20 protein-coding genes are annotated in these 19,198 nt (G+C 60.2%); 16 read left to right on the forward strand and 4 right to left on the reverse strand.

The annotated features are described in order from the left end of the window. Positions 1–54: 54 nt before the first annotated feature. Positions 55–528, reverse strand: coding sequence for a rhodanese-like domain-containing protein (locus G5A46_RS18750; RefSeq protein ID WP_054540586.1), 474 nt, complete (start codon positions 526–528; stop codon positions 55–57). A 188-nt stretch (positions 529–716) separates the two neighbouring features. On the opposite strand from G5A46_RS18750, the gene G5A46_RS18755 reads away from it, so the two are divergent. The 7 genes from G5A46_RS18755 (at position 717) to ccmI (ending at position 7,405) form a co-directional block, all read left to right on the forward strand. Next, positions 717–1,439, forward strand: coding sequence for a response regulator (locus G5A46_RS18755; RefSeq protein WP_163852036.1), 723 nt, complete (start codon positions 717–719; stop codon positions 1,437–1,439). Continuing rightward, on the forward strand, positions 1,439–2,905 hold the full coding sequence (locus tag G5A46_RS18760) for an ATP-binding protein (protein ID WP_163852038.1): 1,467 nt from the start codon (positions 1,439–1,441) through the stop codon (positions 2,903–2,905). The genes G5A46_RS18755 and G5A46_RS18760 overlap by 1 nt, the downstream gene beginning before the upstream one ends. Continuing rightward, positions 2,841–3,146, forward strand: coding sequence for an SHOCT domain-containing protein (locus G5A46_RS19820; protein WP_222481198.1), 306 nt, complete (start codon positions 2,841–2,843; stop codon positions 3,144–3,146). The genes G5A46_RS18760 and G5A46_RS19820 overlap by 65 nt, the downstream gene beginning before the upstream one ends. A gap of 65 nt (positions 3,147–3,211) precedes the next feature. After that, a complete protein-coding gene (locus G5A46_RS18770) occupies positions 3,212–5,212 on the forward strand; it encodes a heme lyase CcmF/NrfE family subunit (RefSeq protein WP_163852040.1) in 2,001 nt (666 codons plus the stop codon). An 8-nt stretch (positions 5,213–5,220) separates the two neighbouring features. Beyond that, entirely contained in the window at positions 5,221–5,787 is a 567-nt protein-coding gene (locus G5A46_RS18775) for a DsbE family thiol:disulfide interchange protein (protein WP_038008380.1), read from the forward strand. Continuing rightward, on the forward strand, positions 5,784–6,257 hold the full coding sequence (locus G5A46_RS18780; RefSeq protein WP_163852042.1) for a cytochrome c-type biogenesis protein: 474 nt from the start codon (positions 5,784–5,786) through the stop codon (positions 6,255–6,257). The genes G5A46_RS18775 and G5A46_RS18780 overlap by 4 nt, the downstream gene beginning before the upstream one ends. Next, a complete protein-coding gene (gene ccmI, locus G5A46_RS18785) occupies positions 6,254–7,405 on the forward strand; it encodes a c-type cytochrome biogenesis protein CcmI (protein WP_163852043.1) in 1,152 nt (383 codons plus the stop codon). The genes G5A46_RS18780 and ccmI overlap by 4 nt, the downstream gene beginning before the upstream one ends. A gap of 28 nt (positions 7,406–7,433) precedes the next feature. Here the strand turns inward: ccmI and G5A46_RS18790 are convergent, their stop codons facing one another. Beyond that, positions 7,434–9,563, reverse strand: a complete 2,130-nt coding sequence (locus tag G5A46_RS18790; protein WP_163852045.1) for a protein-disulfide reductase DsbD family protein — start codon at positions 9,561–9,563, stop codon at positions 7,434–7,436. Between the two features lie 283 nt (positions 9,564–9,846). Beyond that, entirely contained in the window at positions 9,847–10,104 is a 258-nt protein-coding gene (locus G5A46_RS18795; RefSeq protein ID WP_239521101.1) for a DUF2933 domain-containing protein, read from the reverse strand. 201 nt (positions 10,105–10,305) lie between these two features. Here G5A46_RS18795 and G5A46_RS18800 point away from each other — a divergent pair, with 201 nt between their 5' ends. The 7 genes from G5A46_RS18800 (at position 10,306) to G5A46_RS18830 (ending at position 15,868) form a co-directional block, all read left to right on the forward strand. Further along, positions 10,306–10,866, forward strand: coding sequence for a L,D-transpeptidase (locus G5A46_RS18800; RefSeq protein ID WP_054540595.1), 561 nt, complete (start codon positions 10,306–10,308; stop codon positions 10,864–10,866). 28 nt (positions 10,867–10,894) lie between these two features. Further along, positions 10,895–11,353: a c-type cytochrome gene (locus G5A46_RS18805; RefSeq protein WP_163852047.1), complete on the forward strand. Its 459-nt coding sequence runs from the start codon at positions 10,895–10,897 to the stop codon at positions 11,351–11,353. A gap of 372 nt (positions 11,354–11,725) precedes the next feature. Continuing rightward, positions 11,726–12,298 (forward strand): c-type cytochrome, encoded by a 573-nt coding sequence (locus G5A46_RS18810; protein ID WP_054540597.1) that lies wholly within the window; start codon positions 11,726–11,728, stop codon positions 12,296–12,298. Positions 12,299–12,300: 2 nt separating this feature from the next. Continuing rightward, complete coding sequence (locus G5A46_RS18815) at positions 12,301–13,218, forward strand: c-type cytochrome (RefSeq protein WP_054540598.1); 918 nt, start codon at positions 12,301–12,303, stop codon at positions 13,216–13,218. A gap of 43 nt (positions 13,219–13,261) precedes the next feature. Beyond that, complete coding sequence (locus tag G5A46_RS18820; protein WP_163852050.1) at positions 13,262–14,656, forward strand: multicopper oxidase family protein; 1,395 nt, start codon at positions 13,262–13,264, stop codon at positions 14,654–14,656. After that, positions 14,653–15,135, forward strand: coding sequence for a c-type cytochrome (locus tag G5A46_RS18825; RefSeq protein WP_007803408.1), 483 nt, complete (start codon positions 14,653–14,655; stop codon positions 15,133–15,135). Before G5A46_RS18820 ends, G5A46_RS18825 begins: the two co-directional genes overlap by 4 nt. 1 nt (position 15,136) lies before the next feature. Then, positions 15,137–15,868, forward strand: coding sequence for a DsbA family protein (locus tag G5A46_RS18830; RefSeq protein WP_163852052.1), 732 nt, complete (start codon positions 15,137–15,139; stop codon positions 15,866–15,868). 42 nt (positions 15,869–15,910) lie between these two features. On the opposite strand, the gene G5A46_RS18835 is transcribed toward G5A46_RS18830, so the two are convergent. Beyond that, complete coding sequence (locus G5A46_RS18835; protein ID WP_163852054.1) at positions 15,911–16,111, reverse strand: heavy-metal-associated domain-containing protein; 201 nt, start codon at positions 16,109–16,111, stop codon at positions 15,911–15,913. Between the two features lie 152 nt (positions 16,112–16,263). On the opposite strand from G5A46_RS18835, the gene G5A46_RS18840 reads away from it, so the two are divergent. Together G5A46_RS18840 and cueR are read left to right on the forward strand one after the other, a co-directional pair. Further along, positions 16,264–18,774 carry a heavy metal translocating P-type ATPase gene (locus tag G5A46_RS18840; RefSeq protein ID WP_152449575.1) on the forward strand — a complete coding sequence of 837 codons (2,511 nt, stop codon included), beginning with the start codon at positions 16,264–16,266 and terminating at the stop codon, positions 18,772–18,774. Between the two features lie 12 nt (positions 18,775–18,786). Further along, entirely contained in the window at positions 18,787–19,185 is a 399-nt protein-coding gene (gene cueR, locus G5A46_RS18845; protein ID WP_038008399.1) for a Cu(I)-responsive transcriptional regulator, read from the forward strand. Positions 19,186–19,198 lie beyond the last annotated feature (13 nt).

Consider the following 19,198-nt stretch of genomic DNA (forward strand, 5'->3'; position numbering starts at 1 on the left):
ATTTGACCATACATCAGGCTTTTAGCACAACGGAACCGATTGATTCTTCACAGGTCAGGTCAACGCGGGGGGCAACCCGTTCAGGGCGACATCCACCGGAACGGTCGGCAAGTTCAATGCGATCCAGCCAGGCCCTTCGCCTGATCCCAACATCCCTTCCGAGATATCGGCGTAGCCCGAGTAACCAGCTTGTCTTAACGCTCGAAGCAGCGATGCGGAGCGTCCGCCAGTGGCGCAGATCAGTCCAACAGTGCGATCACCGCTCAGTTCCTTCGCCCTGAACAAGCGGTCCGGAAAACCGGACGCGTGCATGCTTATCGGCCATACACCAGCACCTACGCCGGTTTCTTGCCACTCTTCGTGCGTTCTGACATCGATGATCCGCGCCGTATCCGATAGAAGCGCGTCAAAGGCATTCTCTGCCGACCAGACAGATCGGCTCTGCGCCAAAAGCGGTGACGCCGTGACGGTCAGCACCGTCATATGAGCACCCAGAACGAAACGGCGCCGGTTCAAATCAAGAGCCATATTCGAAAACCTCATCCTTTGATCGGTTGCGATCCCAAAGGTCACATAACATACGCGCGACGCTACCCGGGAGCACGACACGGTGCAGGCACAGATTTGTATCCATCTGTAGCAAGGGACTGACCTGATACAAACGGCTACAATTCTGCCCATGAAACAGAATGCAACGATGATCTAGGAAGGACGCCATGGGACCGCAACCTCATATCCTTATCGTGGACGACCACGCTCAGATACGCGAAAGCGTCGCGCGCTTCCTGGAGAAGAACGGAATGCGCACGACCGTCGCCAGGGATGCCGTGGAGATGGATGCCAAGCTGGCCACCGGTCACTTCGACCTCCTCGTGCTCGATGTCATGATGCCGGGCGAGGACGGTTTGTCGGTTTGCCGCAGACTTGCGCCAGAGGGTGATCTTCCGATCATCATGCTGACGGCGCTTGGTGAGGAAACGGATCGGATCGTGGGGCTGGAAATCGGTGCGGACGATTATCTCGCCAAGCCGTTCAATCCACGAGAACTGCTCGCCCGCATCAAGTCGGTTCTTCGGCGAAGCAACCGTGACGAACCCGTGGCCGGAAGGCTCGCGGGGAGGAAAGTCTCTTTTGCGCACTGGATACTGGATACCGACCGGCAGGTGCTGATTGACGAGTCCACCACCGAGACGCCATTGACGACCTCCGAGTTCAAATTGCTGGCGGTCCTGCTGGAACGTGCGAGGATGGTGCTCAGCCGTGACCAGTTGCTTGACCTGACCGCTGGTCGGACGGCAGGCCCGATGGATCGCACCATCGACAATCAGATCAGCCGCCTCCGCCGCAAAATCGAGCCGGATGTACTTAGGCCCAGTGTCATCAAAACGGTGCGGAACGGCGGATACTGTCTGGCTGCCGATGTCGAGGATGCGCCGTGATGCGCCGTGCGATGAGGTCTCTGAGCGGCCAGTTGATCCTGCTTGTGGTCGCGGCACTTGTCGTGGCCCAGGCGATCAGCCTGTTCCTGTTCGCTGACGAGCGCACCCTTGCGATTCGTGCCGCATTGGGGTTCGAGGCCGCCGGTCGCGCAGCAAATGTCGCGCGGTTGATCGAGGAGGCCCCGCCGGAGTTGCAGGACTCGATCCTCCGCGCGGCGAATTCGCCATTGATCCGGTTTGATCTGTCGGACGTTCCGAGCGTGGAACACACCGGTCATTCGGATGGCGGCATCGTGGAAGGACGCATACGCGCGCTTCTGGGCGATAGCTACAGCCGGGATATTCGCGTTGAACTGCACGAGGTCGAGGGCGCGTTGCGGCCCCTTCCCAATCTCTCGGACGAGATGACGGAAATGCATCTCGCGATGATGCGCGGAGAGTTGACGGCGGTTGAGATGAACCTGTCGATCGCCATCAAGGGAGCGCGTTGGCTGAATGTCGGAACGCGGTTCGAGCGTCCGCCAATCCAATGGCCTTTCTATTCGATGCTGACCTTTGGAATTTCCGCCGGACTGCTTCTGGTGGCGATCTTCTGGTTTGTCATGACGCGCCTGACGCGTCCTTTGCGGCACCTCTCCAAGGCCGCGGACCATCTTGGCCGGGGCGAGGATGTGGGTGAATTGACCGTCGCGGGGCCGACCGAGGTCAAGGATCTGACCGTCGCCTTCAACCGCATGCAACGACGGCTGACCCGGTTTGTCAGCGATCGGACACGGATGCTCGCAGCGCTTGGTCACGATTTGCGCTCGCCGTTGACTGCTATGCGTGTCCGCGCGGAGCTGGTTGACGAAGAAGAGACGCGGGACAGCCTCATCGCATCGGTCGAAGAGATGCAGAGTATGGTCGAAGCGACGCTCACCTTTGCACGCGGCCTTACCGGATCCGAAGGTGCCGAAGTGGTCGATCTGCGCAATTTTCTGGACAGCTTGTGCAGCGATATGGCGGCACACTGCACCTTTGCCCCGAGTGATGATGTTGCCGTGCGGCTTCGACCCAACGCGTTCCGAAGGGCACTGAGGAACTTGCTTGAGAACGCCGTTCGCTACGGTGGTGCCGCAAAAGTCAGCTGGGCGACCCACGGTTCGAACCTCGTACTCAACATCGATGACAATGGGCCCGGCATTCCCGTCGACCAGTTGGAAAAGGTCTTCGATCCCTTCTATCGCCTCGAGCAATCGAGGTCTCTGGAAACGGGCGGTTATGGGCTTGGGCTCTCAATCGCGAGGACAATCGTCCAATCCCATGGCGGCGATATCCAGCTGGTCAATCAGAACAGCGCGGGTTTGCGCGCTGTTGTCACCATCCCGTTGGATGAAACCGAACTGATCGAAGGAGAAACAGATGAAACTGAACGCGTTGATCCTGCCGTTGCTGGCCAGCTTGCCCGCCAGCATGGCGCAGGCTGATGGACCAGGCTCCTGGACGGGGCACATGTGGGGCAGTGGCTATGGCTTTATGGGCGGCTTCATGATGCTCGCCTTCTGGGGTGCGCTGATCGCATTGGTGGTGTTTCTGGTGTTCAGGCTGCGGGACAATGGCACCCGTCCCCCGGACTCGGACGCGCAGGAAGCGCTCCGGCGCCGCTTTGCAAATGGGGAAATCGACGAAGAAGAGTTCCGTCGCCGCAAAGCAACGCTCGACGAATAGACCCCGCCGCGGACGCCAAAGCCGTCCGACGCGACGCCCACCGACGCTGAATAGGAAAGAACGCCATGGTCCCGGAAATTGGTCACTTCGCACTGGCCCTCGCACTGGCGCTTGCGCTTGTTCAGAGTGTTCTACCGATTGCAGGTGCGTCGCGTAGAAATGCCGTCTGGATGAAATCCGCCCAGGCGACGGCAATAGGACAAGTGCTGTTTGTGGCCATCGCCTTCGCAGCGCTGATGCAGGCTTTCATCGTCAGCGATTTTACCGTCAGGAACGTCGTCGAGAACTCCCATTCGCTCAAGCCAATGCTCTACAAGGTGGCCGGGACCTGGGGCAGCCATGAGGGTTCGCTGCTGCTCTGGATCCTGATACTCGCGGTGTTCGGCGCGGGCGTCGCCTGGTTCGGATCGAACATCCCCGCCGAGACCAAGGCGCGCACCTTGTCGGTGCAGGCGTGGATCAGCGTCGGCTTCCTGTCCTTCCTGCTGCTGACGTCGAACCCCTTCGAGCGGGTGTTTCCGCCGCCGCTCGACGGCAATGACCTCAACCCGTTGCTTCAGGACATGGGTCTCGCCATGCACCCGCCGCTCTTGTATTTCGGGTATGTCGGCTTCTCCATCGTGTTTTCCTTTGCCGTTGCGGCTCTTCTGGAAGGGCGCGTCGATCCGGCCTGGGCCAGATGGGTCCGCCCGTGGACATTGGCCGCGTGGGTCAGCCTTACGGCAGGTATCGCTCTTGGATCGTGGTGGGCCTATTATGAACTGGGCTGGGGCGGCTGGTGGTTCTGGGACCCGGTCGAGAATGTAAGCTTCATGCCCTGGCTACTGGGCACGGCGCTGCTGCATTCCGCCATCGTCACCGAAAAGCGCGACGCGTTCAAAAGCTGGACCATCCTACTTGCCATCCTGACTTTCTCGCTTTCGCTGCTCGGGACGTTCATCGTCCGGTCAGGCCTGCTTACATCCGTGCATGCCTTCGCCGTCGATCCAGAGCGCGGGCTTTACATTCTGGGTCTGCTGGCCGTGTCCATCGGTGGGTCGCTGGCGCTCTACGCCTGGCGGGCGCCCGAAATGGAGCCGGGTGGTCTGTTTCGCCCGATCAGCCGCGAGGCCGGGCTGCTCGTGAACAACCTCATTCTGGCCGCCGCTACGGGAACGGTCCTGTTCGGGACGCTTTATCCGCTGATCCTCGAGGCTATCACGGGGGACAAGATCTCGGTGGGTCCACCTTTCTTCAATGCGGCTTTCATTCCGATGATGCTGGCGCTGGTCGTGTTCATGGGTCTTGGTCCATTCCTGTCGTGGAAGCGGGCTGATTTCGCCGGTTTGCTCGATCGCATTCGGTTCGTGGCCGTGCTGGCGGTCGTCGCCGCCTTGGCCGCGTGGTATCTTCTGTATGGCGGGCCGATCATGGCCTATCTTGCCATCCTCGGCGCAGCGTGGCTGCTTTTTGCGACCCTGCGGGAATGGGCGCTACGCATCCGTCTGTTCGAGGTTTCCCTTGCAGAGAGCGCGAGACGCGTGCGCAACCTGCCACGCGCCTCTCACGGTATGACGCTTGCCCATGCCGGCGTCGCTGTGTTGATGATGGGGATGATCGGCTCGACCGGATGGAAGAGTGAGGAGATCGTCTTTGCCGCCCCCGGGACCGAAGTCACGATCGCGGGGTTCGACATCACCTTCGAAGGGGCCGCAAAGGTTCAAGGGCCGAACTACATCGCGGATCGCGGCACCCTTGTGGTGCGTCGGGATGGCGAATTGGTCACGACACTTTTCCCGGAACGGCGGTATTACCCGGTCGCGGAAAGCCAGACGACGGAGTCGGCCATCCGCTCCACATTGGCGGGTGATCTCTATACGTCGATTGCAACGCCAGCCTCCGATCAAGTGAACAACGCCGGAGCATGGACCCTTCGGATCCTCTATGAACCGCTCGTCAACCTGATCTGGATCGGCTCGATCCTGCTGGTGATCGGTGGCTGTTTGTCCTTGTCGGATCGCCGTTTGAGGGTCGGGGCGCCGCGCCGCGCCAAACAGCCAGCCAGCGATGCTGTTCCTGCCGAGTAGGAGAGAAGATGAAACGTCTCATTGCCGGGCTGCCGTTTATTGCGGCGGTCATATTCGGTGGGTTTTTTCTCTGGGGGCTCAATCCCGACCGGGATCCCAACGAGATCCCTTCCGTCCTGATCTCGCAACCGGCCCCGGCGTTCGACCTCGATCCCGTGCCGGGGTTGGAGACACCCGGCCTGGCCCGAAGCGATCTTGTCGGCAACGAACGACCGGTCGTGGTCAATGTCTTTGCGTCCTGGTGCGTGCCCTGCCGCGCGGAACATGCCGTGTTGACAAGATTTGTCGAACGAGAAGGCATGCGGTTGTTCGGAATAAACTACAAAGACAAACCTGAGGATGCCGTGAAGTGGCTCAATGACCTCGGCAATCCCTACGAGCGGATCGGGTCCGACCTGTCGGGCCGGACCGGGATCGAATGGGGCCTGTCGGGCGTGCCGGAAACCTTCATCGTCGATAGCGATGGCACCGTTTTGTTTCGCTATGTCGGGCCGGTCGTGGGTCCGGACGCCGTCGAACGGTTCACGCAAGCCCTGAAGCAGGCAGGCGCACTGCCAAATGGAGCAGGTTCATGAGACAGTTGATTTTCGCGTTTTGCATCGGGCTCCTTCCCATTGCCGCCAATGCGGTGGAACCGGACGAAATGCTGACCGCCCCGGTATTGGAACAGCGTGCGCGGGAGATTTCCAAGGATCTGCGATGTGTCGTCTGTCAAAATCAGGACATCGACAGCTCGAACGCGGGTGTGGCGCGGGACTTGCGTCTGCTCGTACGCGAGCGCTTGGTCGCCGGAGACAGTGACACCGAGGTGATCGAATATATTCGGGCGCGGTACGGGGATTACGTGCTGCTCAAACCGCCTCTGGAGCCTGCGACCTACGCGCTTTGGTTTGCGCCAATCGCTTTCGTTCTGGTCGGGGTTTTCGTCGGTGGTGGGGTACTGATGAGTCGGCGAAAGCAAGAGGCATTTGAAGATTTGGGCTCAGAGGATGAGAACACCGTGTCCGAAATTCTCAGACAAAACGAAGCGGGGGATGCGCCATGATCTGGGGTATTTTTGGTCTTCTGACGCTGCTCGCGATCGGAATAGTCCTCTACCCGCTGCTGCTGTCCAAATCGAACACTCTCACCAGAGGAGATGCTGTACCGGCAATCCTCGCCGATCAGATGCGGGAAATCCAACGAGACATGGACCGCGGTTTGATTTCTGAACATGAAGCTCAAGCAGCCAGACTCGAAATCAAGAAACGGATCCTCGCGACGACCCGCAATTCGGAAGAAAAAGCCGGATCGTCCCGTAGTGGTGGCAGAGTCACTCTCGTTGTCGCGGCGGTTCTCGCGCCGGTTATTGCCGCGGGCTACTATCTGACGATGGGATCGCCGGAGGTGCCTTCAATGGCCTTCGCTGCCCGTGCAGAGGAGCGCGCACAGACTGATGAAGTGACGGCGCTGGCGATACAACTTCGCGAAAGGCTTGTATCCGATCCGACCGGCGGCCCCAGCGAAGGGTGGATGCTGTTGGGCCAGACCTATCAGCGCATGGGCAGAACAGTTGATGCCGTCAAAGCATTCGAAGTTGTCGCCAAACGGGAGGATGCCACCTCCGCGACATTCTCCATGCTGGCGGAGGCTGTCGCGGTTGCCAATGACGGCGTTGTTATTCCACGGGCGAAATTGGCCATTGATCGCGCTTTGGAACTTGACCCATCCAATCCTGCGGCAACCTATTTCGAGTCTCTCTACCATCTTCAAAAAGAAGAGACGCGTAAGGCCTACGATCTGCTCGTTTCCCGGCTGAACCAGGAAAAGACGTTCGTGCCCTGGATGGAAACATACGTTTTGCAGATCAACCGGATTGCAACGGCAGCCGACCTCCCGGTCGTCGATCTACCCAGCGGGCCGACATCACAACCCGGCCCGAGTGCGGCAGATGTTGCGGCGGCGTCGGAGATGAATGACGCGGACCGCGCGGAGTTCATCCGGTCGATGGTCTCGCGGCTGGCCGAGCGTCTTGAGGATGATCCGGACGATCTGGATGGTTGGATGCGGCTGGCAAACGCCTATACCGTCCTTCAGGAGCCCGATCGCGCCATCGCCGCCTACCGTAAGGCTGAAGCGCTGTTGGAACAGCAGCCTGCCAGTGATCCTCGGCGTGCGGCGGTCCGTGCCGCGCTTGAGCGGCTCGGCGGCTGACTACTGGTCGGTGTCCCGCCCGGGCAGGTCACTCCTGTCCGGCAACCTTTGCGGAAATATCCCGACCCCTGGCTTGCGCCAAGGCGTTCATCACGTCCTCGGTCGTCAGCAATTCGGACAGCACAATGCCGTTTGGTGCCGACGGTCCATAGACGGCATTGAAGGGGATGCCATATCTGCCGAAACTCTCAAGGTAACGGGAAATGCGCGCGTCCGGGCGTGTCCAATCTGCCTGCATCGGCGTGACGCCCGGCGTGTCCAGCGCACTGCGGACCGGATCACGGTCGATGACAAGTGTCTTGTTCGCTTTGCACGTCAGGCACCAGTCAGCGGTCACATCGACAAAGACGACCTCTCCTGCGGACACGCGTTTCGCTATGTCCGAACGATCAAATGCGATCCAAGCCAATGCCGATTGCGACTCTGAACGGGCCGGCGCTGATTGCTGCAGGACAGGACCTGCGGCAAGAGCCAGGACAAGGCTGGCTGTGGCAATAGACCACCTGAATTGGGACTGCACATTCGGGAGGGACAAGATCAGAACGGCGAGACCGGACAACGCCGCGACCGCGATGACAGACGCAAGCCCGGCGACACCGTCGAGCACCCAGAACAGCCACACGGCGGTTGCAAGCAACAAAACCCCCATGACGCTTTTGATGATCAGCATCCATCGACCAGGCTTGGGCATGAATGCGACCAGACGCGGGAACGCGGCGATGACGAGATAGGGCAGGGCGAGGCCGAGCCCGAGGCTCGTAAAGACGATGAGGATGTCCACGCCACGCCCGGCCAAAGCAAAGGCCACCGCGGTGCCGAGGAACGGTGCCGAACAAGGCGTCGCCATGACGGCACCGAACATGCCAGTGAAAAAGTCGGCGGAATACCCGTTGCGTCCTCCGGCCCCTGCAAGCCGCGTCTGCATGCCGTGTGGAAGGGCGAACTCGAACGCTCCGAACAGATTTGCCGAAAAGACGAGCAGGACAGCGATCATCGCCGCAAGAAACAGCGGGCTTTGAAACTGCAAACCCCACCCGACGCTGAGGCCTGCCGTCTGGAGCGCCCAGAGGACGAGCGCCAGACCCCACATGAACGTCATGATGCCGGCGCTGGCAGCGACGAAACCGAACCGGACACGGGTTGTGTCGTGATCGGTGTGTTTGAGCACAGACGACACCTTGATGGACAGCACCGGCAGCACGCAGGGCATCACATTCAGGATCAATCCGCCCAGCAGCGCGATCGCGGCAATCCAGATCAGTTCCATCATGTCCGGTGTCGTGGCGGCCAGTTCAAAGGGTGGTGCTATTCCTTGCGCCACGCGATCCGCGATGATCGTGAAGGCCCGGTTCTCGCCGTCGGTGACGGTAATCGACGGAGCCACTGTCACATCCGTATTCGACGAGAGGATCGGCAAGCGCGCCCAAAGCAAACGATCCTCTTCTCCCAAACGGATATCGGGTTTGCCAAGCGCAACACCCATACCCAGTTCGGGAAACACATCCGGCGACTGGAGTGGTTCATCGACGCGAAGGCTGACGATCAACTCCGTGAGGTCTTCGTCGATGAAGGCATTTGCCTCGCTGACGCCGCTCGTCTTGGCCCCTTCGGGGACGCGCTCGGAAAACGTACCGATCAGCCCAGCCGAAGTGCTGTCGATGACGTTGCCCCGTCCGAGGCGAAGTGACAGGTCAAACTCTTCCGGGACACAGACATTGGAGCACACCAGCAGTTTGACCTGCGCGGAAAGAGTCACAGGTGCGCCGGGATCTTTGAGCGTTATGCGCAGCGGAAAGACGACGTCACCCGCATAACCAAAATTTTCGATGCCGAAGGCGGTGAAGCGCGTCGGGGCGGGCCACATGAATTCGACATCTGCGACGTTTTCGGAACCGCTCCATTCGACCGAAGGCGGTATTCCCACCTCGCCCGCCGACCGCCAATAGGTCTTCCAGTTTTCGTTCAGTTGAAGATGAAGCCCGGCTGACAGAGTCCGTGTGTTCTCGGGAACGCCGTCCTGTACACTGATGAGATACGCGGTAAGTGGCGCACTTTGGTATTCAGCAGAGGTTGCTGCCGAGACACTTCCAGAGACAAGGGCCAAGAGCACGAAGGGAATAAGCAAAACCCGTCGCAGGATCAAAAGGCAATCGATCAAGATACCTGCTTCCTTCCCATATTTTCCGCAGATTTCGCCAGGACGGCGGAAATTGCGTCAAAGTCCACCTGTGGCAAAACCCTGACGACCGTCCGCACAGACAATTCGCGCAACGCCAGTCGCAGAAGATGAAAGGGTTCGACACCCATCCGGCAGAAGGTCTGACGCTTGCTTCGTGGACACGATAGCGCCGCGATCCGAGCAGTCTTCAAGACTTCCTGCACATCCCCCAAGCATGAAACCCGACAACAGCAACGCGCCTACGCGTACCTTCCCGCGCACATCACGGCCTGTCGCGGACCACGACTGGAATCGCGGAGGTTATGGGCTCGGTCGTTTCCTCGATAGTATCCTTTGCCTTGTCGGAATGGCACGATTTTCCCATGAATTTGTGCATCACGAGATGCGCCCCCACGCACAGCAGGAGCGGGGCAAAAGCCGCTGCATTGCCCCACATGCCCGCCAATGTGCCGCCGGCAAGAAAAAATCCCGCAATGGGCAGCAGCATGACGACGCAACACGCCATCATTCCGTAATGCATGAGCCTGTCCGTGATCGGCTTTTTTCTGTGGTTCCGGTGGTCCATGACACCCCCATTGTCTCGTTCCCCGCGTCATTTGCGGCCCTCCAGCAGGGTAAGGTCAAGGATACAAATGGATACACTTCTCGCGGCCTTGTCAGGTTGCCTGATGCCGGGTCTCCCGTAAAAGAGATGCAACAAATCCGAGGCTAGGAGTGTGTCATGACAATTTTGCGAAACAACAAGGTTAATCGACGAAGCCTATTGGGATATGCGGCTGTCGCTTTGGTTGCACCAAGCGTGGTTCGAGCCGAAACCATTCGCCGCAACATCTCTTCTTTTCGAGTTCATGACTGGCAAGATCACTTCGACGCACTCGGAAAGGGGATCATCATCTCCGATACCGTGACGAAGGCGCTCCAGCATTGGACATCAGATGGCGAAATGCGGATCTACCCAACGTCCGTTCCGCTGACCGACGAACTCACCAAACGCGGTTACACCGAAGTGGTGGAAAAACGCAAAAACCCCAGCTGGGCGCCAACGCCCTCCATGCGGGAACGCAATCCGGAATGGCCGGCTCGTGTCGAGGGGGGTGATCCGGACAACCCATTGGGTACTCGTGCACTGTACCTGTCGTGGCAGTACTACCGTATTCACGGGACACAGGATACGCGCAAGATCGGCCGCCGGTCGTCAAACGGCTGCATCGGCCTGTTCAACGCACAGATCGAGGAAGTCTACGAGCGGGCACCTGTCGGCACTCAAGTCAAACTCATCTGACCCAACGGGCAAGGCGGAAGATACAGGCATGGACAAATTGACTGCGCTGATTGGTGCCGTTTTTGTTATCGGCGGGGGTTTTGCCGTTTGGCAGTTCGTTGGAGCGGAAGATACAGCGGTTGGCCACTCCATGACGCCACCCGACACAAGTGAGATCGCTGAAGGCGGCCCGATCGTTCAGGTCCAGCTGCCTTCTCATCTCTCGCAACAGGCGGCGCTTGGAAAGAGCATATTCGAGGCAAAGTGTTCTGAGTGTCACGGTGAAAATGCTGCCGGTCAAAACGGTGTTGCGCCGCCTCTTGTGCACAAGATCTACGAACCAAGCCACCATTCCGACATGGCCTTTGTTTTGGCCGCTCAAAATGGCGTGCGTGCGCATCACTGGAATTTCGGTAACATGCCACGGATCGAGGGATTGACCCAGGGAGACGTCAAGATGGTTGCCGCCTATGTCCGCGAACTACAGCGGGCCAACGGGATTGACTGATGCGTTGGTCGAAGACAAACGGATGGATTCTGTCGATCGTTTTCGGCCTTTTCCTAGTGGTTCTCGGAGTGCCTGAGGCGCCAGCTTTTCATGGTGAAGCGTCCTTGGCGCAAGAATTTCACGCTCACGAAGATGTAGGGTCATCGACGAACGAGGCCTCTGGCCACTGTCATCCGGGACTCGATTGTTCTGTCACGGCGGTGGTGTTTCTCCAGCCAAACGTGGTTTACGAGCCGCAGTTTCTGACGGCAGTCATGCAAGACGGCGCGACCCAACGAACCGAGTTGCGCTCCGCCAGCGATCCTCCACCGCCACGACGGTGGGTCTGATTTCACATCGCTCGAAAAGCAGACCCAAAGAAGGATCGAAGACATGAAAAAGACGACTATCGTAGCGGCAGTGTTGATTGCAGGTACTGCGGTCACGGCATTCGCGCATAGCGGTGCCACCGGCATCGTGAAAGAGCGCATGGACGCCATGCTTGCAATGGGGAAGGCGGTCAAGACCGTGGCCCCGATGATGAGGGGCGAAACGGCCTATGACGCAGAAACAGTGCGCGATGCCGCGCGCCTGTTCCAGCAGCACGCCGGTGAGAGCATGACGAACCTGTTCCCTGAGGGCACAGGGGGCATGCCCTCGGAAGCCAAAGACGAGGTGTGGACCGACTGGGACCGCTTCGCAGCATTGGCGAGTCAGCTGGAAGAATATTCCGAAGGCCTGGAACGCGCAGCCGACAATGGATTGGGCGGCATGGGCGGCAATACCTCCATGGGTGGCACCTCGATGATGGGCGGTGGGTCCATGATGGGCGGGAGCACGATGATGGGCGGAGGCGGCATGATGGATGCTGCCGCCATTGCCGAAATGCCCGCCGACGCGGCATTCGCGATGACGACCCAGGTCTGTTCCGCGTGCCATGAACGCTTCCGGGCGGAAGAAGACTGACCATGCGACGGTTTTTGACACTGGTCAGCGGGGTCGCCGTGCTGGGCGCGGCCGGCCTCGGCGCGGTGATTGCATGGCCTGTCGGCAGTGCGGTGGCGCCGATCGCATCAGCGGGCAATGTCGACCGGGGCGCGTATCTGGCGCGCGCCAGTGGGTGCATTGCCTGTCATACCAATTTCGAAGCGGGCGGCGCGCCACTTGCCGGAGGGGCGCCGCTCGAAACCCCGTTCGGAACGTTCTATCCGCCCAACCTGACGACAGACCCCGAACATGGCATGGGCGAATGGACGGCAGAACAGTTCGCAAAAGCCGTGCGGCAGGGTATCGGCCCCGATGGAACGCCCTACTATCCGTCTTTCCCATATACGTTCTATGCGGATTTTTCTGACCAGGATATCGCTGACCTCTGGGCGGCGTTTCAAACCGTGCAGCCCGTGGACAAGCCTGCACCAGAAAACGATGTCAGCTTCCCATTCGACCAACGATGGGGGCTGAAGCTCTGGCGAGCGGCGTTCTTCTACGATCCGGATACCGAACCGGTTGAAGGGCGAAGCGACTCATGGAATCGCGGACGGGAATTGGTGCGCGGTGCGGCACATTGCGGAGCCTGCCATACGCCGCGCAATCTTGCGGGAGGCCGCGATATCGGTGCTTCCTTTGCAGGCAACGCCCAGCTTCCCGGTGGCAGCAAGGCACCCGCGATACGGCCAAAAGACCTGGCCAAAAATGACTGGACGGTTTCAAACCTCGCTTATGCGCTCCAGACCGGCATCACCCCTTCGGGCGATGCGTTCGGCGGCAGCATGGCGGAAGTCGTTCGCGACGGAACTCGGTTTCTGACACCTGCCGATCGCGAAGCGATGGCGCTTTTCCTACTGAACAAGGACACGGTCGAGGCGGAGAACTCCGCTTCGAACTAACATCACGCGGGGGCGACACGCCCCCGCTTTCTCGAGGATCGAAATGAAACAAACACGTAGGGATTTCTTGCGCAATGCAACTCTGGCGGCCTGTGCGGCCGCCATCCCGCGGTCGGCTTATGCCGCAACCCCGTTCGAGGACGTGGTTACCAAGGTTGCGCGTCGACAACTTCTTCCGGACACCTACCCGGAAACAGAGATCTGGGGCTATGACGGTCTTGTTCCGGCCCCGGAAATCCGGGTTGCACAAGGCGATCGGGTGCGTCGCAGGTTCCGCAACGAGGTACCCGATCCCAGTTCGGTTCACTGGCACGGAATCCGGATCGATAACGCGATGGATGGCGTTTCAGGACTGACCCAGAAAGCCGTGGCACCAGGTGCAACCTTTGACTACGACTTCGTCGTACCGGACGCGGGCACCTATTGGTATCACGCGCATAATCGCTCATACGAGCAAGTCGCGCGTGGTTTGCGCGGTGCCTTGATCGTCGAAGAGGTCGATGGACCGGACATAGACCGCGAGGAAGTCATCGTTCTGGAGGACTGGTTGCTCGACCCTGAGAGCGGGCAGCTGTTCGACAATTTCGAACAGCCTATGATGATGAGCCACGGTGGACGCATCGGCAACTTTATCACGACCAATGGGCGCTATGACCTGACCTTGCCCGCGAAGCGCAACGAACGCATTCGCTTGCGGATCATCAACGCAGCAAGCGCTCGAATTTTCCCGCTGAGGCTCTCTGGATTCAGTGGCTGGACGGTGGCCGTGGATGGAATGCCAACCGGCCAACCCCAGTCGGTTGACGGCGAGTTGATCCTCGGCCCGGCACAGCGCGTCGACTTAATTGTGGATGTGACCGAAGGCGAAGGCGGCACCGCCCAATTGCTTCGCATCGGCGATGATGATCAACTGACCCCGTTGGTGAGTTTTCTGGTCAACGGCACAGGCAGTTCAGTACCAAGAGGCAAGCCACTGCCGTTGCCGCCGAACCCCGCGGCACACGCCCCGGACCTTGCCGATGCGCGTGATTTGCGACTGGTCATGTCCGGCGGGGCAATGGGGCGAATGCAGTCCGCATTGCTTGGCGGGGAACGTCTTGGATTCCGTCAGCTTGCCCAAGCGGGCAAATTCTGGGCCCTGAATGATGTCGCCGAAATGACCGACACGCCACTGGCCGATCTATCCCTGAACGAGCCGGTGCGCCTGAAGATCGAGAACCAGACCGTTTTCCCACATGCGATGCACCTGCACGGGATGCATTTCCGCGAGCTGCGCCCCGACGGCGCGTTCGGGCCGATGCGGGACACGATCCTGTTGGCCGGCAACGAGTCCCGGGAGATCGCCTTTACGGCAGACAATCCCGGCAAGTGGCTGTTCCATTGCCACATGCTCAGCCACGCCGCATCTGGCATGACAACCTGGATACGGGTCACATGAGATATCTCGTTTGGTCCCTTCCGATCACTGTCGCAGCAGCCGCCTTCACGTATTGGCTCTCGACCAGTGCATCCTCGGATGTCGGCAGCGCGTCCAGGGCGGAGAGCTACGACATCGAAGAAGGCGCGTTGCTCTACGCAGAAAACTGTGCGTCTTGTCATGGCGCGGGTCTGGAAGGCCAGCCGGAATGGCGAACGCCCGGCGCGGATGGGCGCCTGCCAGCACCACCACATGATGAGACGGGTCACACCTGGCATCATCCTGACAGCCTGCTCTTCGATTACACAAAACTGGGGGGTGCGGCGCTTCTGGCGCGTCAGGGCGTCGAATTCGACAGTGGCATGCCCGGTTTCGCAGACGTGCTGACCGACCAGCAAATTCACAACATCCTGGCCTTCATCCGGTCCACCTGGCCAGACCGCATCCGCGAAGTCCAGGCCGCGCGGACAGAAGCCGACGAACAACGGGGAGAGAACTAAAATGCGTTTCAGACAAGCCTTCACGACGGTCGCGATAGCTGCCTTGCTTCCGCTACCGGCACTCGCGGACGAACTGTCAGAGTCCCGGGTCAAGGAACTTGTGCTCGAGGCAATCCGCGAGAAACCGGAGATTGTCATGGAGGCCGTGGCGATCCTCGAACAAAGGCAGGCGCAAGCGCAGGAGCTCAGTCAGGCCCAAGTTCTGAATGACCAGCGCGATCTGATCGAGAACGATCCGAATGCGCCGGTTCTCGGCAACCTGGAAGGGGACGTCACTGTTGTGGAATTTTTCGACTACAACTGTCCCTATTGTCGGCGGGTCAAACCCGAGGTGCGGGCTTTGATCGAAGACGATCCCAACATTCGCCTCGTCTATCGTGAATGGCCCATTCTCGGAGACGGATCGGTGTTTGCCGCGAAAGCGGCCTTGGCAGCGCGCAAGCAGGACAAATACGAAGAGTTTCACTGGGCAATGATGGGGCTGGAAGGCCGCGCGGAAGAGGCCTCCGTGCTGCGCGTGGCCGAGGAGATCGGCCTGGATATCGCGCAGTTGCGCAAGGACATGGAGGCCCCCGAGGTCGAAGAGCACATTGCGACCTCCATGCAACTGACCCAAGCTCTGGGCTTTAACGGCACGCCGTCTTTCGTGATCGGGGATGCGCTGGTCCCGGGCTTCGTCGAAAAGGCGCAGCTTGCCGACTTGGTCGAGGAAGCCCGCAAAGTCGAAGACTGAAATTCTGTGCCCGGACCACCCTTGGGTGGTCCAGGCACTGCATCAAGCGGCCGCAGGTTCCACGTTGTAGCCCGCATCCCGAATGATCGCTTGGACCTGATCGGCTGGTAACACGCTGTCGACATGCACCTGTCGGGCAGAAAGGTCACATTCTACGCCTGCATTCGGATCTGCGCTCTTCACCGCGCTTTCGATTGCTGCGGTGCAATGCCCACAGCTCATGTCCAGAACGCTGAACTTCATCGGAACCACTCCTTGATCTGATTTCTATCGGTGACATGGGGCTTCCCCCCGCTGGAAGGTCAAGTGAAGAAATTTATTTGGCGCCCTCCCATTGACCCTCCAGTAACTGGAAGCCTCATATTCCACTTCGAATGGAAAAACAGGTGACACATATGCCCGAACCCAAACAGATCAGCCTGCCGATCGAAGGCATGTCATGCGCGTCCTGCGTTGGCAGGGTCGATCGCGCATTGAATGCAATCGACGGCGTAGAGGATGTGTCGGTGAACCTTGCCTCGGAAACTGCTCGCATGAGCGTGGACGCGCTCAAGCGCATTCCCGACATCATCGAATCCCTTCGCGAGCTGGGCTACCCCGCGCGGAAGGCCAGGGCCGAACTCACGATTGCAGCGATGTCCTGTGCCTCTTGCGTCGGGCGGGTCGATAAGGCGCTTGCCGCGGTGCCCGGGGTGGTCGAGGTGAACGTCAACCTCGCCTCAGAGACGGCGACGGTCGTTTACGTCGAAGGTCTTGTCACGACATCCGATCTGATCGAATCAAGCGGCGCGGCAGGGTATCCAGCAACCGTGGCAACGGCCCAGGCCGGTGACGACAGAGTTGCGCGCAAGGAGGAAGAGGCTCAGGCGCTTGCCAAACGGGTCACCTTTGCGGCCATCCTCGCCTTGCCGGTCTTCCTGATCGAAATGGGTGGCCACGTCATTCCGGCCGTTCATATGCTGATCGAGACCACGATTGGCCAGCAGACGAGTTGGCTTCTTCAGTTCGTGCTGACGACAATCGTTCTCTTCGGCCCGGGCCGGACGTTTTATACCAAGGGTTTCCCGGCCTTGTTCCGGGGTGCCCCCGACATGAACAGCCTCGTCGCGGTCGGCACCGGGGCGGCTTACCTTTATTCCGTGGTTGCGACATTCGTACCGTCGGTCCTGCCTGACACGCTGCGCACCGTCTATTTCGAGGCGGCAGCGGTCATCGTCGTTCTGATCCTTCTGGGGCGGTTTCTTGAAGCGCGCGCCAAGGGGAGAACGGGCGCGGCCATCCAGAAGCTATTAGGGCTTCAGGCGCGGACTGCACGCGTGATGCGGGACGGAGAAAGCGTCGAGATCGAGATCGATGCGCTGGTTCAGGGTGACATCGTCATCGTGCGCCCTGGTGAACGCATCGCGGTCGATGGCGAGGTCATCGAGGGGACCAGCCGCGTCGACGAAAGCATGCTGACAGGCGAGCCGATCCCCGCTGAAAAAGGTGCCGGAGATACGGTGACCGGCGGGACGGTCAACGGCGCCGGAAGCCTGCAGTTCCTCGCCACGCGGGTCGGCGCCGACACGACCCTGGCGCAGATTATTCGCATGGTCGAAGAGGCCCAGGGCGCCAAACTGCCGATCCAGGGATTGGTCGACCGGATCACCTTGTGGTTCGTGCCTGCCGTGATGGCGATCGCGGCGGCGACCGTGCTGGTCTGGCTGTTTTTCGGGCCTGATCCGGCCCTGACGATGGCGCTGGTCGCCGGTGTGTCGGTGCTCATCATCGCGTGCCCCTGCGCGATGGGGCTTGCGACGCCGACCTCGATCATGGTCGGGACGGGACGTGCTGCGGAAATGGGTGTCCTGTTCCGTAAAGGTGACGCCTTGCAGCAACTTGATTCCGTTGATGTGGTCGCCCTCGACAAGACAGGCACGGTGACCGAGGGGCGACCCGCACTGACTGACCTTGTGCTGGCGGAAGGGTTCGATCGCCCAACAACGCTCTCGAAGATCGCTGCCGTGGAGTCGCTCTCCGAGCATCCTGTCGCGGACGCCATCGTCCGCGCCGCCCGGGCCGAGGGCGCACCTCTTGTGGCGGCCGAAGGCTTTCAATCGGTCACAGGTTACGGCGTGCGCGCCGTGGTCGAAGACGTGGAGGTGTTGGTTGGGGCCGACCGCTACATGGCGCGCGAAGGCATTGACGTCTCGGCATTGGCTCCAGAGGAAACGAAGATCGCAAGCAAGGGTCGCACGGCGCTTTACGCTGCCATAGATGGGCGTGTCGCCGCCGTGATCGGCGTGGCCGATCCGGTCAAACCGGCAAGCCGCGCAGCCATCGCAGCGCTGCACGAAAAGGGTCTTGCGGTTGCGATGATCACCGGCGACAAACGCGAAACCGCCGAAGCCATCGCCCGCGAAACCGGTATCGACCACGTCATCGCCGGCGTCCTGCCGGACGGCAAGGTTGCGGCGCTCGACAGTTTGCGCCAAGGGAACAAGCGCATCGCCTTTGTCGGCGACGGGATCAACGACGCCCCGGCGCTGGCGCATGCCGATGTGGGCATCGCCATTGGAACCGGCACCGATGTGGCCATCGAATCTGCGGATGTCGTCCTGATGTCGGGCGATTTGCGCGGCGTGGTGAACGCCTTCGAAGTATCGCGGCGGACCATGCGCAACATCCGGCAGAACCTGTTCTGGGCCTTTGCCTACAACGTGGCACTTATTCCGGTCGCTGCCGGGGTGCTCTATCCGGCCTTTGGGTTGCTCCTGTCACCAATCCTTGCGGCGGGTGCGATGGCGTTGTCCTCGGTGTTTGTCCTGACCAATGCCCTGCGGCTGCGGCGCATCGCGCCTGCGATGGACGAGCAGCGCGCAATCCCGGCAGAGATGGCAGCCGCCACTCCTGCTCCAGCAGAATAACGGAGGTCCGACATGAACATCGGAGACGTTGCCCGACAATCGGGTGTGCCCGCCAAGACGATCCGCTACTACGAGGACATCGGTCTGATCCGCCCGAACCGTAGCGAGAACGGCTATCGCGCGTTCACCGAGAACCACGTTCACAAGCTGGCGTTTCTGGGTCGCGCACGGGCCTTGGGGTTCACCATCGAAGATTGCAGGACGCTCCTGTCGCTCTACGAGGATGAAAACCGCGAAAGCATGCAAGTGAAGGCGGTTGCGGAAGACCATCTGCGCCAGATCGAGGAAAAGATCGCGAAACTGCAATCCATGCGCGCGACGCTCGCCGAACTGGTGGAAAAATGTGCCGGGGATCACCGGCCCGACTGCCCCATCATCGAGGATCTGTCGCCGGAGCGGTTGGCCAAGTGACAGGCAAGAAGGG

The sequence above is a fragment of the Pseudooceanicola aestuarii genome, assembly GCF_010614805.1.
GTDB classification, from domain to species: domain Bacteria; phylum Pseudomonadota; class Alphaproteobacteria; order Rhodobacterales; family Rhodobacteraceae; genus Pseudooceanicola; species Pseudooceanicola aestuarii.

What these genes read in the sequence shown, in the direction of transcription:
- G5A46_RS18750 (WP_054540586.1), bottom strand. Translation starts at nt 528, where the DNA reads ATGGCTCTTGATTTGAACCGGCGCCGTTTCGTTCTGGGTGCTCATATG.
- G5A46_RS18755 (WP_163852036.1), top strand. Translation starts at nt 717, where the DNA reads ATGGGACCGCAACCTCATATCCTTATCGTGGACGACCACGCTCAGATA.
- G5A46_RS18760 (WP_163852038.1), top strand. Translation starts at nt 1,439, where the DNA reads ATGCGCCGTGCGATGAGGTCTCTGAGCGGCCAGTTGATCCTGCTTGTG.
- G5A46_RS19820 (WP_222481198.1), top strand. Translation starts at nt 2,841, where the DNA reads ATGAAACTGAACGCGTTGATCCTGCCGTTGCTGGCCAGCTTGCCCGCC.
- G5A46_RS18770 (WP_163852040.1), top strand. Translation starts at nt 3,212, where the DNA reads ATGGTCCCGGAAATTGGTCACTTCGCACTGGCCCTCGCACTGGCGCTT.
- G5A46_RS18775 (WP_038008380.1), top strand. Translation starts at nt 5,221, where the DNA reads ATGAAACGTCTCATTGCCGGGCTGCCGTTTATTGCGGCGGTCATATTC.
- G5A46_RS18780 (WP_163852042.1), top strand. Translation starts at nt 5,784, where the DNA reads ATGAGACAGTTGATTTTCGCGTTTTGCATCGGGCTCCTTCCCATTGCC.
- ccmI (WP_163852043.1), top strand. Translation starts at nt 6,254, where the DNA reads ATGATCTGGGGTATTTTTGGTCTTCTGACGCTGCTCGCGATCGGAATA.
- G5A46_RS18795 (WP_239521101.1), bottom strand. Translation starts at nt 10,104, where the DNA reads ATGCATTACGGAATGATGGCGTGTTGCGTCGTCATGCTGCTGCCCATT.
- G5A46_RS18800 (WP_054540595.1), top strand. Translation starts at nt 10,306, where the DNA reads ATGACAATTTTGCGAAACAACAAGGTTAATCGACGAAGCCTATTGGGA.
- G5A46_RS18805 (WP_163852047.1), top strand. Translation starts at nt 10,895, where the DNA reads ATGGACAAATTGACTGCGCTGATTGGTGCCGTTTTTGTTATCGGCGGG.
- G5A46_RS18810 (WP_054540597.1), top strand. Translation starts at nt 11,726, where the DNA reads ATGAAAAAGACGACTATCGTAGCGGCAGTGTTGATTGCAGGTACTGCG.
- G5A46_RS18815 (WP_054540598.1), top strand. Translation starts at nt 12,301, where the DNA reads ATGCGACGGTTTTTGACACTGGTCAGCGGGGTCGCCGTGCTGGGCGCG.
- G5A46_RS18820 (WP_163852050.1), top strand. Translation starts at nt 13,262, where the DNA reads ATGAAACAAACACGTAGGGATTTCTTGCGCAATGCAACTCTGGCGGCC.
- G5A46_RS18825 (WP_007803408.1), top strand. Translation starts at nt 14,653, where the DNA reads ATGAGATATCTCGTTTGGTCCCTTCCGATCACTGTCGCAGCAGCCGCC.
- G5A46_RS18830 (WP_163852052.1), top strand. Translation starts at nt 15,137, where the DNA reads ATGCGTTTCAGACAAGCCTTCACGACGGTCGCGATAGCTGCCTTGCTT.
- G5A46_RS18835 (WP_163852054.1), bottom strand. Translation starts at nt 16,111, where the DNA reads ATGAAGTTCAGCGTTCTGGACATGAGCTGTGGGCATTGCACCGCAGCA.
- G5A46_RS18840 (WP_152449575.1), top strand. Translation starts at nt 16,264, where the DNA reads ATGCCCGAACCCAAACAGATCAGCCTGCCGATCGAAGGCATGTCATGC.
- cueR (WP_038008399.1), top strand. Translation starts at nt 18,787, where the DNA reads ATGAACATCGGAGACGTTGCCCGACAATCGGGTGTGCCCGCCAAGACG.